This window comes from Rhodothermales bacterium (assembly GCA_017643395.1).
Taxonomy (GTDB): Bacteria; Bacteroidota; Rhodothermia; order Rhodothermales; family UBA10348; genus JABDJZ01.
Window position 1 is genome coordinate 52,196 of sequence record JAEPNP010000008.1, and the last position, 14,233, is coordinate 66,428.

The following is a 14,233-nucleotide window of genomic DNA, read 5'->3' on the forward strand; positions in this document are numbered from 1 at the left end:
TGGGAACCCGGGGAACACTCAGCCGGGATAGGATCCGGAAATGAGGTTCTCCAGGTGCTCTGCCTTGGCCTGTGATTCTTTCAGGAGGCTTTTTACCAGGTCCCCGATGGACAGCACACCGACCAGGCGTCCGTCCGCCATAACCGGAAGGTGTCGGATGCGGTGCTCGGTCATCAGCGCCATGCAGTCCTGCACCGACATCTCCGGTTCCACGCTGACGAGATCGCTCGTCATGGCGTCCTTGACCAACGTGCTGCGCGAGGTGCGTCCCTGTAAGACTATGCGGCGCAGATAGTCGCGCTCGGTGAAAATGCCGGCCGTCCGGCCCTCTGAGGTGGCGATAATGGAACCAACCCTGCGGGCCTCCATGATCTCTATCGCCTGAAACACCGTGGCGTTCTCGTCGATGGTGATGACGTCGTTTCCCTTGCGGCGGAGGAGGTCGTCAACGCTTGTATTCATGGCACTTACGGGTTGGATCCACCACAATCAAACGATCCCGACGCCAAATGCAAGTCTAGCAGGACAAAGTGGTGGTTCCCTGACCGGGAACTGCACGGTATTTGTTGTAACAAATATGAGTCGTTGTGGTCTAAGCATGGCAAGCCCGACAACCATGATTGATACTGACCTTATCGTACCCGTCTCGATGTCCGAGGCGTATGATCTGACCCGAAAAGGCATGACCACGGAGCAGCTGCTGGCCGAGTGGCAGCAGCTTGCGGAGGCGCCGCTGCGCGGGCTCGACCGTGAGGAGCGCCGATACCGGTTCTATGTGCGCTACAACTGGGAGCGATTCAATCGGGTCACCGAGTCATTCGAGCTGCCTGAGTCGTTCCAGGCCCTGATGCGCCTGCAGGGGGCACAAACCTGGCTCTTCCTGACGGAGCACTGGTGTGCCGATGCCGCCTACAGTTTGCCGGTGGTGCTGGCGGCCGCTGAGGCCGCCCCGAGCGCGGAGGTGCGCTTCCTCCTTCGGGACGACAACCTGTCCGTAATGGAGCGGTATCTGACAAAGAAGGCCCGGTCCATTCCGGTTTTGGCTGTCTTCGATGCCCAGGGCAATGAGATTCTTCGGTGGGGATCCAAGCCTCTGGCCCTGGACGTACACCGGAAGGAGCTGCAGGCATCAGGCGCCGACGGTCCGACCGTATCTGCGGCCACCATCAAGTGGTACGAAGGCGAGGGTTGGCTGGAGGTGGCGAGAGAGCTGGAGGAGCGTTTTCTGGCAGTCTCCGGTTGATCGGGACGGGCGGAATGTAGGACGGTTGTGCCCTATTTTCGCCGATCTTGACATGGAGCCCATGAGCGAAAAGACCGACCCTACGACCAGCCCTGACAACGCCCAGGACCTGGCGCTGATTTTCATCGCCCTTGCCTACGGCGCAGACGCCGAACTCACCGACCGGGAGATCGAAAGTCTGACGGCGGCGCTTTCCCGTTGGCGCCCCGAGGCTGACGAAGAGCGAATCCGCGAGATCGTTGTCGAAGCCTGGGCGGTGTTCGAGGAGGACGAGGAGGGTGACGAGGTGGTGCGAGCCATCGAAAACCTCAATACGGTGCTCAAACCTGCGTCCAAGCAGCGCGCACTGGAAGACGTCATGCGCGTGGCAGAGGCCGATGGGCTCCTGCTGACCTCGGAACGGTCGCTGATTGCTGTGCTGGCCGCGACCTGGGATCTGCGCGGTTCGGAGGCGGAACTGATCGCCAATACCACGGCGACCATCGACAGCCGCCCGGTGTGGTCCATTTTGCATGACATCGCCGTGTTGGGCATCGCCGTGGCGCATGGCTCCACCGGCAGTCTTGACGAGGTCGAGATCGACAGCCTGTCCGGCCGGCTCTCGGGGTGGCGTTCCGAACTGGAGATCGACGACACGCGGGAAATCATTCGGTCGGCGCTGGAGATCTATTCAACGCTCGAGCTCACGGTCATCCTGCAGCAGAGCGCAAGCTCCATCAAGGAGCGGCTGCCGCACGCGCTGCGCTTGATCGTGCTGGATGACCTGATCGCGGTGGCTGAGGCTGACGGCCGCATGAACCGTAACGAGGCCGACATGATCGGGTCGCTTGCGCAGGCTTGGCAGCTGGGCGTGCGGGTCGACGCCTGAGTTCTGTCTTTGCCTCGCGGGGCGAATCCTGGGCCGAGCGGCGCCCGGCCGGCGGGGCAGGGTGCGCAACGTGCCCGGCGATGGGGGCTTGAGGCGCGCTGCATCGTGGGGCCTGCTAGCTGTGGCCGCGCCCGCGTCCGGGGGCCGGCTCTCTGGGCCCGCGCTTGCGCCGCGGGCTCGGCTTGGGGGCGGTGTCGCGCTTGGCCGCGGGGCCGGGTTCGAGCTCTGGCCGCGCGCTGCGTCCGGCTTGAAACCGCGCGTCTGGGGCCTGCGGCCGGGCGCGTTTGTGGAAAACGCCCGGCGCATTACACATGGGACCACGTCGCCGTGGTCGCGACATGGACTGGAGGCCCGTATTCCACTCGCGGTCGGTTCTGGAGTGTCATGAGGTGGAATCCGGGCACGCTATTCCATGTCGGCGGCGAATCAGCTTTTGAGCGCACCGGCGAGCGGGCCACACAACGGCGCATCGGCCTCGGCGCCAAAGCACACGCCAGCCGCAACGACGCGGCGCAGCTGCGGACACGTGGCGCAAAGGCCGTCGCGCCGCATCGCCGCAGCGGACAGACCAGCCGCAGGGGCCGCCATGCCGCAGCCCACGCAATTCCCTCAAACGCCCACCAACCCAACCACTTGCTAATGCAACGTAATTTACCTTATGTTTCATCACGAAGGTAACAAACGGCGCTGAGAGCCCCCATGTCCGATAAGTTGGTTCCTGTGTACAGTGAGCGTGATCAGATGCGTCTGGCGCGGTCGACCGGGTCTGACCAGGATCTGATCAATCTTTGGCTGCGCGGCAAGAGTCCGCGGACGGCCGAGGCTTACCGTCGGGACACGAACCAATTCCTGAAGTTCTTCGGCGGCAGCTTGCACTACGTCAAGCTGGACGACCTCTGGGAATGGAATGACGAGCTCACGGCCCGCGACTTGTCGGTGTCCTCAATCGCTCGCAAGATGGCGACGCTGAAGAGCCTGTTCAGCTTCGGTCATCGCATCGGCGTGCTGACGGTCAATGTCGGAGCGGCCTTCAATCTGCCCAAGGTGCCCAGCCACCTGTCCGAGCGCATTCTGACCGAGGAGGAAACGCGGCTCTTGCTGAACGATCCGGATTCTACACGCAATACGGCGCTGCTCCGCCTTTTCTACGCCTCGGGAGCCCGCGTTTCCGAGCTCGTTGCTCTGACGTGGACGTCCGTGAGACCGCGCAAATCATCAAACGGGCGTGCGACCGCTCAGATCACGCTTCTGGGAAAGGGCTCGAAAGTGCGCACCGTGCTACTTCCGGCATCGGTTTGGGACGTGGTTGCTCGGTACTGGGAGTCCGAGCAGGCCGGCGGCTTCGGCCGCCCGGATGATCCGGTGTTTCGGTCCATTCGTGGTGGAGCGCTTTCGCGCCAACAGATGTGGCGCATTGTGCGAAGCGCGGCTCGGCGCGCGGGGCTGCCGCAAAAAGTCTCTCCACACTGGCTGCGCCATGCGCACGCGTCCCACGCGCTCGACCGGGGTGCTCCGGTTCATCTGGTCAAGGAGACCCTCGGTCATGAGTCGCTCGCCACGACCAGCAAGTACACCCACGCACGACCGGACGACTCTTCGGCCAACTACCTGGACGTATAGGCTCGGCTCGCGATTGCCAATGGCCACGCCCCGGTCGATACGGATATCGGCCCAATAACGGAAGTGGCCCCTGATCCTGCGTTCCTGGAGGGATCCCAATAACGGCATTTATCTGTTTGCACAAGTATTACACTATACCGTGTGCTATTTTCGGGGTCCCTCAGAGCCCATCGGTCCCACATGTTTGCCACCTCGATTCCGTCAATCGACGTTCACGCCCTCAAGGCCCGCCGACAAGCGGGCGCCGATCCGGTGCTCCTGGATGTGCGGCGTGATTTCGAGCGGGAAATCGCCTCACTCGGCGGCCTGCACATCGAGATGTCAGAGTTACCCGATCGATTGGAGGAACTCGAGTCCCATCGTTCGGACGAGCTGATCGTCTACTGCCGTTCAGGCCAGAGGTCGGCCCGCGTGGTTCAGTACCTCCAGCAGCATGGATTCACGGGTGCGGTGAACCTCGACGGAGGCGTACTCGCGTGGAGCCGGGAAATCGACCCGGAAATGCCCCAGTATTGATGTGATCCCGCTGATCACCGGGCCCACCGCGGTCGGCAAAACCGCCGTGGTGCTGAAGCTGGCAGGCGAACTGGACGGGGAAATTGTGTCGTGTGACAGCCGGCAGCTGTACGCTGAACTGAATGTCGGCACAGCCAAACCCACCCAGGAAGAGCTCGCAGCCGTTCCGCACCACTTTATTGGCGAGGCGACCGTTGGCGACCCGTGGTCGGCCGGGCGCTACGCCCGGGTGGCCGAAGAACGCATCGCCCAGATCCTGGATCGCGGCCGCTCGCCGGTCGTCGTTGGAGGGTCCACGCTGTACATCCAGGCGCTGGTCGAGGGCCTCGCGGACATTCCGGCCACGGACCCCGCGGTACGTGCTGCTCTGAACGAAAAGCTGGAAACCGTTGGTCCGGCCGTGCTCTTCCAGGCTCTCGAGCGAGTGGACCCTGCATTTGCGTCCACCCTGGATCCCACGAAGAGCCAGCGCATCGTGCGGGGTCTCGAGGTCTACGCCTCCACCGGCAGGCCGCTCTCCTCCTTCTTTGAGGACATGCCCCCTCCCCGCTTTTCGTACGGGGTGGTCGTGCTGGACCGGGAACGGGAACGCCTCTATGCCAGAATCGACGAGCGTGTTCACGCCATGATCGAGGCGGGGCTCATCGAGGAGCTGCATCGGCTGATGGAGGCGGGCTACGACCCGGAAGCCAATCCCTTGCGTACCATCGGCTACTCGGAGCTGGTGCCCTTTGTGCGTGGCGAGCGCAGTCTCGATGAGTCCATTGCACTTATCCAGCGCAACTCACGTCGCTACGCCAAGCGGCAGCTAACATGGTTTCGAGGGCGCGATGACTGGCATTGGCTGCCCCTCGATGGATTCGATTCGGTCGATGCGACCTGCGCCGCAGTCAGACAGCGTCTCGGGATGTGAGGCGCCACAAGTGCTTGGCGTGCAGCGGACTGTACCGGATCGACTCAGCCGTCACCTGAAAGCCGGCATCAGCAAACAGGGCGCGCCAATCGGCCGCTGATCGGAAGGAGGAGTGCTCCTTCCACGCGGCCCGCGAAGGCGCACGCCAGAAGTTGGCCAGCCGGTCGAGTACCGGCAGCACGTGTCGATCCACGTCTCCTCGCAGCACACTCTCCACCACAATGACCGGTCCGCGACTGACGCGCGCCATCTCTCTTAGGAGTCCTCCGGGGTTGTCGACGTGATGCAGCACAAACACGGCGCAGGCCGCATCGATCGAGCGTGCCGGCAGGGGCATAACCTCACCGTCGTACAGTAGCATATCCGCCAGTCCGTCGGTGCGGTCTTCGGTCTCAAGCACCGTCACCTCCTTTCCGTGACGCTGGCGAAGCTCCGCGGCGACGTACCCCTCTCCCCCTCCCACATCCAGCCAGGAATTGCCCCCTGCGAACGCACTCACCCAGGAGGCCTTCCAGACGGCGCGTCGTTTGAGGGCCCATTGCGCGCATGACGGAAGAAGCAGCAACGCGAATCCCGTCCAGGCGACCACGACAAAGACCCAGTAGGGTCCGCCTGTGTACAGCAGGTAAGTCCCGATCGACCACGCGGAAAGCCACGACCACGCGGCGACGTGCCTGCCGGTCAGTACGGCCAGCAGCAGTACCCCGTAGAGATACCACGGGTGCACGGTCGTCGCTGTGACTGTGAGCAGGAACACCAGGCCATAGAGCACGCTTTCAAGCGTCCATCTGGCCCGCCAGGCTGTCCACAGAAGCACGCCGGCTCCTCCCAGAAACAGCCAGCGGAAGGCCGGCCCGAGTTGCTTGCTCCAGTCGTCGCCTGTGAAGAGCCGAAAGACCTCCTTGGCGGCGTAATACGGGCCTGCGTTGAATTCGAAGTACCGCACGTAGAGGTTCAGGCTCTCCGACACATGGGCCCAGACGTAGGGGGCGACAAATGGAGCGGCCAGTCCGGCTCCCACCAAAAAGCCCGTCGCCACCGCACGCGGCTTTCGGAGAAACGCGGGTGCAGCCAGGACCGGCCACAGCTTTACATGCGCGGCGACCGCGACAGCGGCCCCTACCCAGCTCCACCGGTCGCGGCGGGCCGCCCACACCGCCGCCACGACGGGAAGTGCCAGCAGGGCGTCTGTATGCGCTTGTCCCGCTCCAGACAGGAGCGCCATGGGATGTGTCGCGAACACCAGGAGCAGCCACGGACTCACAATTCTGGCGAGGAGCAGAAGGGCGGCCAATTCGGCCACAAGGACCAGCGCCTTCAGAACATAGAACGAGGCCGGAAAAGCCCCGCCGCTCAGCCAGTGGGCGGCGACGAACACCGCCTGGGAAGCCGGTGGGTAGACCGAGTAGAAGCCGGCCGAATTCAGGGAGTCGTAGCCGGGATGAGCCCGGAACGAACGCAACGCCTCGTCGGACGGCACATACTGGTACGGATTGATCCCCTCGGCCACCAGCTGGCCGTCCCAGGCGTAGCGATACGAATCATCGGAAAGCGAAGGCGGCAGCGAAAACAGCAGCAGCCTCAAAAGCACCGCCATGACCACCACGATCCACACGCGCGGCGCCGCATCCCGAATCCAGTAAGCGCACGCCGCAAGTCCGATACCCGCAGCCACCATAAGTGGCCATGTATCGAGGCTGTCCGCGCCCCATCGAAACAACAGCCCGCAGGCGAGCACCCCGACCACACCGAGCCCGGTGCGCCTGGTCACCCGGCCCGGAATCGCATGATCACGCGCCTCCCATCATCCTCGTAGCGGATATCATCCGCCAGTTCCTCCATCAGGAAGATTCCCCGCCCTCCGGTCGCGAGCAGATTCTTCTTGGCGAGCGGGTCGGGCACCTCCGACTTCTCGAACCCGGTGCCCTCGTCCTGCACAGTCACCTGCACATGCGTCGCGGTTGCCTCGTAGTGGATGTGCACCTTCTTGTCCGCATCCATGCCGTTGCCGTGTTCCATGGCATTGGTGACCGCCTCCGTCGTCAGCAGGACGATGTTGTAGGCCTGTTCCTCATCCAAATCCAGCGGCACGAGGAACTGCTCGGTCTCCTCGACCACCCGATCCATGTGCTCGAGATCAGTCTCAAGCACAAGCTGACGGTGCAGGCGCATGCTATTTGCAGAGGTGGGGATTAACCGGGCGGGAGGCCGAACTTATGAACTTATGCGGTCGAGAACCGCCGCGAGTGTACCGGCAAGTTCGGAGCGGTCATGCGCGGCCCGGAAGGGTTCGAACGGGGCGGGCCATTGACCCTCTTCCCAACACCGAACGATGTCGCGAAAGGCCTCGTCTACGGCATCGGGATCGTCGGGGTGCGCCGTCCACGAGGCGCCGTATGCCGACAGCGCCTCATTTGCGACGCCTGGGGGCACAAGCCCGAGAATCGGCTTTCCGGCACCGATGTACGCATAAAGCTTTCCGGTAGAAATCTGCTCCTGCCCGGGCCCGTGCCCCACCACAAGCCATGGCACATCGGATTGCCCGACATGTGCCATCGCCTCGGTGTGCGCGGCATACGGGACCTCATGAACCACGTCTTCGAGGCCCAGGTCATGCACAAGCCGCTTGCCGCGGTCCGGAAACAGGCCCACAAATCGGGCCTCGATGTGCTCTCGCAACCCGGGCCGCTCGCCGAGTAGCCGCGCCAGGCCCCTCAAGAACGCATCCGGCGTCTGCAGGTCGTAAAACACGCCCGCATACACAAAGCGGAGCTTGTTGTCCGAGCGCTCAGAGCGCGCTGGATAGTCCTCGACGTCAAAGCCCTGCGGAACGACCGTGGTCGGCACCCCCAGGCGTTCTCCAATAGCACGGGCGATGGGCTCGTTAATGGCTACGACCGCGTCAGCTGCCCGCCCTGCATACTGCTCCAGTCGGCGATGCAGCGCCCGGTGAACCGGCGTGGGATAGATGTGTCGCGGATTCCCGATCCAGTCGTCTCTGTAGTCGAGCACCAGAGGCAGGCGATAGCGTTTGGCGAGCCGGGCCGCCACCACATGCGAAGAATACGGAGGTGCCGTGGACAGGATGGCATCGAACGACCCCTCCTCCAGCAGTCTGCCGGCAGCGCGCAGCGCGAAGGGTATCCACCCCACCTTGTTGTCCGGCACAAACACCCATTGAGAGAGCGACGCCAGCCGTTTTCGTTTGCCTTCGGAGGGCAGTGCAATCGTGCGCGAGGGCCGAAAGAGGCGCGTGGGGTCCAGCGAGCGGGTCCGCTCGATCGGGATCTCGCGCTCGGTCAATTCGCGCAAGAGGTGCTGGTCAAACGCGAAGTAGCCTCCCGGCTCCACCGTTACGACCGTCGGCTGCCATCCGTGATCGGGCAGGTACTTGACGAACTTGCTTGCCCGCTGCACGCCACTCAACCCCATCGGGGGGAAGTAGTAGGCCAGCACAAGCAGTTTGCGGGGCACGGCCTACAGCACCGTCGCGATTTCGCCCACGGCTTTTCGGGAGATGTCGGGCACACGCGCATCTGCCGCCGCATGGCCCACCACCAAAATCAGAAAGGCGTGCTCTCGACTGGGTCGACCCAGCACCTCCTGCAGGAATCCCATGGGGCTGGGCGTATGCGTCAACGTGGACAAGCCGCACGCGTGCAAGGCTGAAATCAGCATGCCGGTCGCAATGCCGACGGACTCCTGCACGTAGTAGTTCTTCCGCCGGGACCCGTCCTCATTCTCGCCATAGCGTTCGGCGAAAACCACAATCAGGGCCGGGGCGGTCTCCAGGAATGGTTTGTGTGCGTCCGTTCCCAGCGGGGCGAGGGCTTCAAGCCAGTCTTCCGGGGCGCGATTGCCGTAAAACGCCTGCTCCTCCCTCTCGGCCGCTTCCCGCACCTGCCGTTTGATGTCGGGATCGCGAACCAGTACAAAATGCCAGGGCTGTCGATGGGCTCCGCTCGGGGCCGTACCAGCGGCCCGAATGCACTCCAGAAGGACCTCATCGGACACATCCCGTGGGTCGTAGTCCCGCACAGTCCGTCGCCCATCCAGCATGGAGCGAAATTGTCGGGCCCGCGCCAGGCGCTCCTCGTCCGTGCACGGGTCGGGATGGGCGTAGGGCACAAATGGAAAGTCCGGCATGCAGGGTCAGACGATAGTCAGATCGCGATGAAGGGTAGTTAGGCGCTCGCAGCCATCCGGGCGAAGGACCACAATATCTTCGATGCGCACCCCAAATGCGCCCGGAAGGTAAACCCCCGGTTCCAGGGTGACGACGCTGTTCGGTGGAAGCGTCGCCGGGGACCGATGCGACACCGCAGGCTTCTCGTGGATTTCGAGGCCCACGCCGTGTCCCAGGCTGTGGCTGAAGTGTTCGGCAAAACCCGCCCGCCGGATGATCGATCGAGCAGTCTCGTCAAGCGCGCTGGCCTGCATTCCGGCCCGGGCCGCGGCAAGTGCCGCTTCAAGGGCTTCATTCACCAGTGTATGGATCTCGAGGAATCTGGGGCCTGGTGGCCCCAGGTGGACCATGCGTGTCATGTCACTGGCATAGCCGTCCAGGAAACAGCCCATGTCGATCAGCACAGGCTCGCCGACCTGCAGGGCTCGAGTCCCGGGCCTCGCATGTGGCATGGCACTGTTGGGGCCTGCTGCCACGATCGGATCAAACGACATGCCCGATGCGCCACGTTTCAGATGGGCGTACACCAGTTCTGCAGCGAGCTCCGCCTCGCTCATTCCGGCACGAATGCGCGGCACCACCTCAAGGAAAACCGACTCCGTGAGGGCCTGAGCGGCTCGGATGGCTTCGACCTCGTGAAGTGATTTGTTGGCGCGGCCCGCCGCGACGAGCCCATCCCGGTGATCCAGCTCGAGCCGGTCGTTCGCCTCGGAAAGCGAGCCGGCCTGGGCCAGGGTCACGTACTCGCTCTGCAGCACCACCCTGCCAGGCTCGAGCAACTCCCGCGCCGCGTACGCAAACAGGCTGCCCTCGGCAATATGCACCTCGGCGTCGTGGACCTCCCGGGCTGCCTGCGTCGTGTATCGCCCGTCGGTAATCAGATGGCGGGCATCCTCATGGATGAGCAGCAGTGCGTTGGACCCGGTAAACCCGCAGGCCCAGCGGATGTCGGGTGCGTGGGAGATGAGTGCGGGCCCTCCGGCCCACTCGGCGATGCGGTCCAGCCGCTCTGCCCCCGGAGTGCCCACCTGCTACCGGCGCGACGCGTAGTTGGGGGCTTCCTTGGTGATCTGCACGTTGTGCGGATGCGATTCCACAACCCCTGAGGCGGTGATGCGCACAAATTGCGCCTGTTCGCGCAGTTGCGTAACTGTCGCGCAGCCGCAGTACCCCATAGCCGCGCGCAGGCCGCCGACCATCTGATAGGCTACTTCCCGGAGTGTGCCGGAGTATGGTACGCGCCCTTCGATGCCCTCGGGTACCAGTTTCTTGATGTCGTCTTCCACATCCTGGAAATAGCGGTCCTTGCTGCCGGCCTCCATGGCGCCAAGTGAACCCATGCCGCGGTAGCTCTTGAACTTGCGGCCCTCGAGCAGAATGGTTTCGCCGGGGCTTTCCTCCACCCGTGCGAACAGGCCACCGATCATCACACACTCGGCTCCAGCGGCAATGGCCTTCGGAATGTCGCCGGTGACCTTGATCCCACCATCCGCGATTATCGGCACATCCGCAGCACTCGCCACGGCCGCGCATTCCATCACGGCGCTGAGCTGGGGCACGCCGACTCCGGCGACGACGCGTGTCGTGCAGATCGACCCCGGACCGATGCCCACTTTGACGCCGTCGGCCCCCGCATCGATCAGATCCGCAGTGCCCTGTGCCGTAGCCACGTTTCCTGCAACGACTTCGAGTTCCGGGTACGCGCGTTTGACAGTACGCACCGCATTGAGCACACCGTCGGAGTGTCCATGCGCGGTGTCGATGGTGACGAAGTCGACCCCGGCGGCTACCAGGGCTTCGACGCGGTCCAGGATGTCGACCGTAATGCCGACCGCCGCGCCCACACGCAGTCTGCCGTGGGCGTCCTTGCAGGCGTGCGGAAACTGCTTCTTTTTCTGAATGTCCTTGAAGGTGATGAGGCCGGCCAATCGGCCCGCATCGTCAACGACAGGCAGCTTTTCGATCTTGTGCTCCTGCAGCAGTGCCTCTGCCTCATCCAGCGTGGTGCCAACCGGCGCGGTCACCAGCGGTGCGGGTGTCATGACGTCCCGCAGAAGCGCCGAGCCGTCCATCTGAAACCGCAGATCGCGGTTTGTCACGATACCGACCAGCTGCCCGTCCTGGTCCACCACCGGGATTCCACCAATCGAGTATCGGGCCATCTGGGCCCGGGCATCGGCCACCGTGTCGTCCGGCGCGCTCGTGATCGGGTCGAGGATCATGCCGCTTTCCGACCGCTTGACCCTGCGCACCTCCGACGCCTGGCGCTCGATGCTCATGTTCTTGTGCAGCACACCCACGCCACCCTCTCGGGCCAGCGCAATGGCCAGATCGGACTCGGTCACCGTGTCCATGGCCGCCGAAACCAGCGGGATGTTCAGATGGATGTTGCGGGTCAGACGACTTGAGGTCGACACCTGACGGGGCATCACGGATGAGCGTGCCGGCACCAGCAGCACGTCATCATAGGTGAGGCCCTCGCCGCGGATCTTGTCCTGCATGGTTGAGGCTACCTGATCGAGCAGGGATTCGATTGGCTGCATGGTCAACGCTTCATTTTGACAGCCCGGTAGAGTCTGGCCACCTCTTTCTCCGTCAGCCTGCGCCACTTCCCGCGGCGCAATCCCGCTGTCGTGAGACCGGCGTACCGAATCCGCTCGAGCTCCTTCACTTCATGTCCCAGGGCCTCAAACATCCTCCTGACGATCCGGTTGCGTCCGGAATGCATGGAGACGCCGACTTCGTGGGAGTCTGCGGGATTGGTGTACGTGGCATGATCGGCCTGGGCCTTGCCGTCTTCCAGCTCGATCCCGGCGGTAAGTCTGCCGAGGTCTTCGGGCGATACGGCCTTGCTGCAGCGCACTCGATACAGCTTCTCCACCTCAAAGGAAGGATGCATCAGGCGATGGGCCAGTTGCCCATCCGAGGTGAGCAGCAGGACCCCCAGGGTGGCGCGATCAAGACGGCCGACCGGAAACAGCGCAGCTTTTTGCTCATCGGCGAGATCTATGAGATCGATGACCGTGCGGCGACCCTTCTCGTCACTCTTGGTGGTGATGGTGTCGCCGGGCTTGTTGAGCAGCAGGTACTCCCCGGCCGCGGGCGTGATCACCTTTCCGTTGACCTCAACCTTTTGCCCCTGGTTGATCTTGGTCGAGAAGTCGGTAGTCGGGACGCCGTCCACCTTAACGCGGCCTTCCTGAATCAGCGCGTCCGCCTCACGCCGGGAGCACACTCCAGAGCGCGCGATAAAGCGGTTCAGTCGCATGGGGAAGCGTGCTTCCTCGGCCGGTTTGGGTGCGTCGTTGCGCCTCGGCCTGCCGCGCCCCCCGCGCTTGCGGACACGGGAGGGTCGCTTCATGTCGTCTCGGGGCCCTCCGGGCCGCTGTCTCCGCTGACTCCAGGTGTGTCGGCAGCGTCGACCGTGTCTTCCGGGGCGGTGTCGGAGCCTGCCATGCCCTCAACCGCATCGCTCGCCGGAGCACCATCCCCACCGGGACGCAGCTCAGACAGGCCGTTCTTCATGAGGAGCAGCGCACGCTCCTTGTGGAAGGCGGGGTCGTCCAGAATGGTCTCGATCTCGCGGAGATTCGGGAGGTCATCGACCGAATTCAGCCCGAACAGCTCCAGAAACCGGGGGGTCGTTCCGTACAGCAGCGGATGCCCGACCGATTCAGAACGGCCGACGACATCTATGATGCTGAGCTCCATCAACCTTCGCAGGGCGTACCCGCAGTCGACCCCACGGACAAACTCGATCTCCGGCTTGGTCGCCGGCTGGCGGTAGGCAAGGATCGCAAGCGTCTCAAGCAACGATCGGGTCAGCCGGCGCTGCTTCTGCTCGTCGAACAATTCCTTGATGTAGGGCGCGACTTCCGGGATCGTCGCCATGCGAAAGCCGCCGCCCCACGCCTGAATTCGAAGCGGCCGGTCCTGCTCGCCGTAACGCTCGTTGAGCGTTTCCACGGCATGCGTCACTTCGTGCTCGGAGGGGCGGTCCTGGCCCGTCACCTCACCAAAGATCTCGGCGATGCGGATGGCGGAGACGGGATGCTCGGCGGCGAAGGCCAGCGCCTCGACCACCTGTTCCAGGCGGTTGCTGCCGGCTCCTCCCCAACTCTCATCTGAAATCTGCTCGCTCACGACGCGGTCACGTCTCCGGTTGCCTCCGTTTCGGGTGCTGCAAGGTAGAAATCCAGCGCTGACCGCTCCACGAAGAGTGCAACAAGGCCATTTCGGGCCATTTCCAGGATCGCCAGGAAGGTGGCAATGATAAACCCGCGTGGACGGCCACGAGCAAGCTCTACAAAAGAGTGTCGGCCGCCGGTCCTGAGCCGCTCCTCCAGGAATTCCTGCTGCCCCTCGAGGGACCAACCCTCGGCTTCGACCTCATGGAAGACACCGTCCTCTTCCGCCTCCGTAAGCACCCGACGCAGGGCCTGCACGAGGTCAAACACCGTGGCGTCGGCCACCGGATCCGGTTCAGGCTCGCCCTCCTCGCGGATTTCGACCGGCATGCCCCGAGTGAACTGCTCCTGACGGCGGTCGTGAGCGGCCGCCAGGATCTCGGACGCCTCCTTGAAGCGCATGTATTCCAGCAGGCGCTCAACGAGCTCCTGGCGCGGGTCGATGGGCTCGCCGTCCTCATCCACCTCCTGGCTGGGCAGGAGCATGCGCGTCTTGATGTTGATCAGCAGCGCGGCCATGTAGAGGAAGTCCCCTACCCCATCCAGGTCCACCTGCTCGAGCACACGCACGTACTCAAGGAACTCGTCCGCGATCGAGGCTATCGGGATGTCATAGATGTCGAGTTCGTCCCGGCGAATGAAGAAGAGCAGCAGGTCCAGCGGCCCTTCAAATTGCTGGAGACGGATTTCGTACATCAGA

General features: G+C 63.6%; 15 protein-coding genes. 5 read left to right on the top strand and 10 right to left on the bottom strand.

The annotated features are described in order from the left end of the window. Window positions 1-18 precede the first annotated feature (18 nt). Complete coding sequence (locus JJ896_18200) at window positions 19-462, bottom strand: CBS domain-containing protein (protein MBO6781596.1); 444 nt, start codon at window positions 460-462, stop codon at window positions 19-21. 154 nt (window positions 463-616) lie between these two features. Here JJ896_18200 and JJ896_18205 point away from each other — a divergent pair, with 154 nt between their 5' ends. The 5 genes from JJ896_18205 to miaA all read left to right on the top strand — a co-directional run bounded on the left by JJ896_18205 (window position 617) and on the right by miaA (window position 5,160). Further along, on the top strand, window positions 617-1,243 hold the full coding sequence (locus tag JJ896_18205) for a thioredoxin family protein (protein MBO6781597.1): 627 nt from the start codon (window positions 617-619) through the stop codon (window positions 1,241-1,243). 61 nt (window positions 1,244-1,304) lie between these two features. Beyond that, window positions 1,305-2,111, top strand: coding sequence for a TerB family tellurite resistance protein (locus JJ896_18210; GenBank protein ID MBO6781598.1), 807 nt, complete (start codon window positions 1,305-1,307; stop codon window positions 2,109-2,111). Between the two features lie 699 nt (window positions 2,112-2,810). After that, a complete protein-coding gene (locus tag JJ896_18215; protein ID MBO6781599.1) occupies window positions 2,811-3,731 on the top strand; it encodes a tyrosine-type recombinase/integrase in 921 nt (306 codons plus the stop codon). A 180-nt stretch (window positions 3,732-3,911) separates the two neighbouring features. After that, window positions 3,912-4,247, top strand: a complete 336-nt coding sequence (locus tag JJ896_18220) for a rhodanese-like domain-containing protein (protein ID MBO6781600.1) — start codon at window positions 3,912-3,914, stop codon at window positions 4,245-4,247. 1 nt (window position 4,248) lies between these two features. After that, window positions 4,249-5,160, top strand: a complete 912-nt coding sequence (gene miaA / locus JJ896_18225; GenBank protein ID MBO6781601.1) for a tRNA (adenosine(37)-N6)-dimethylallyltransferase MiaA — start codon at window positions 4,249-4,251, stop codon at window positions 5,158-5,160. On the opposite strand, the gene JJ896_18230 is transcribed toward miaA, so the two are convergent. The 9 genes from JJ896_18230 to JJ896_18270 are packed head-to-tail and all read right to left on the bottom strand — an operon-like array spanning window position 5,138 to window position 14,229. Further along, the gene (locus JJ896_18230; GenBank protein ID MBO6781602.1) at window positions 5,138-6,931 is read right to left on the bottom strand and encodes a methyltransferase domain-containing protein; all 1,794 of its coding nucleotides are present in this window, start codon (window positions 6,929-6,931) and stop codon (window positions 5,138-5,140) included. The two genes, miaA and JJ896_18230, sit on opposite strands and share 23 nt — an antisense overlap. Then, window positions 6,928-7,332, bottom strand: a complete 405-nt coding sequence (locus JJ896_18235) for an ATP-binding protein (protein ID MBO6781603.1) — start codon at window positions 7,330-7,332, stop codon at window positions 6,928-6,930. Before JJ896_18235 ends, JJ896_18230 begins: the two co-directional genes overlap by 4 nt. 42 nt (window positions 7,333-7,374) lie before the next feature. After that, on the bottom strand, window positions 7,375-8,634 hold the full coding sequence (locus tag JJ896_18240; protein MBO6781604.1) for a glycosyltransferase: 1,260 nt from the start codon (window positions 8,632-8,634) through the stop codon (window positions 7,375-7,377). A gap of 3 nt (window positions 8,635-8,637) precedes the next feature. Beyond that, window positions 8,638-9,306, bottom strand: coding sequence for a nitroreductase family protein (locus JJ896_18245; protein ID MBO6781605.1), 669 nt, complete (start codon window positions 9,304-9,306; stop codon window positions 8,638-8,640). Between the two features lie 6 nt (window positions 9,307-9,312). Continuing rightward, window positions 9,313-10,374 carry an aminopeptidase P family protein gene (locus JJ896_18250; protein MBO6781606.1) on the bottom strand — a complete coding sequence of 354 codons (1,062 nt, stop codon included), beginning with the start codon at window positions 10,372-10,374 and terminating at the stop codon, window positions 9,313-9,315. 3 nt (window positions 10,375-10,377) lie between these two features. After that, the gene (gene guaB / locus JJ896_18255) at window positions 10,378-11,847 is read right to left on the bottom strand and encodes an IMP dehydrogenase (protein ID MBO6781607.1); all 1,470 of its coding nucleotides are present in this window, start codon (window positions 11,845-11,847) and stop codon (window positions 10,378-10,380) included. A 44-nt stretch (window positions 11,848-11,891) separates the two neighbouring features. Continuing rightward, entirely contained in the window at window positions 11,892-12,707 is an 816-nt protein-coding gene (locus JJ896_18260) for an rRNA pseudouridine synthase (protein ID MBO6781608.1), read from the bottom strand. After that, on the bottom strand, window positions 12,704-13,489 hold the full coding sequence (scpB, locus tag JJ896_18265; protein ID MBO6781609.1) for an SMC-Scp complex subunit ScpB: 786 nt from the start codon (window positions 13,487-13,489) through the stop codon (window positions 12,704-12,706). Before scpB ends, JJ896_18260 begins: the two co-directional genes overlap by 4 nt. Then, a complete protein-coding gene (locus tag JJ896_18270) occupies window positions 13,486-14,229 on the bottom strand; it encodes a segregation/condensation protein A (protein MBO6781610.1) in 744 nt (247 codons plus the stop codon). Before JJ896_18270 ends, scpB begins: the two co-directional genes overlap by 4 nt. Between the last annotated feature and the right edge of the window lie 4 nt (window positions 14,230-14,233).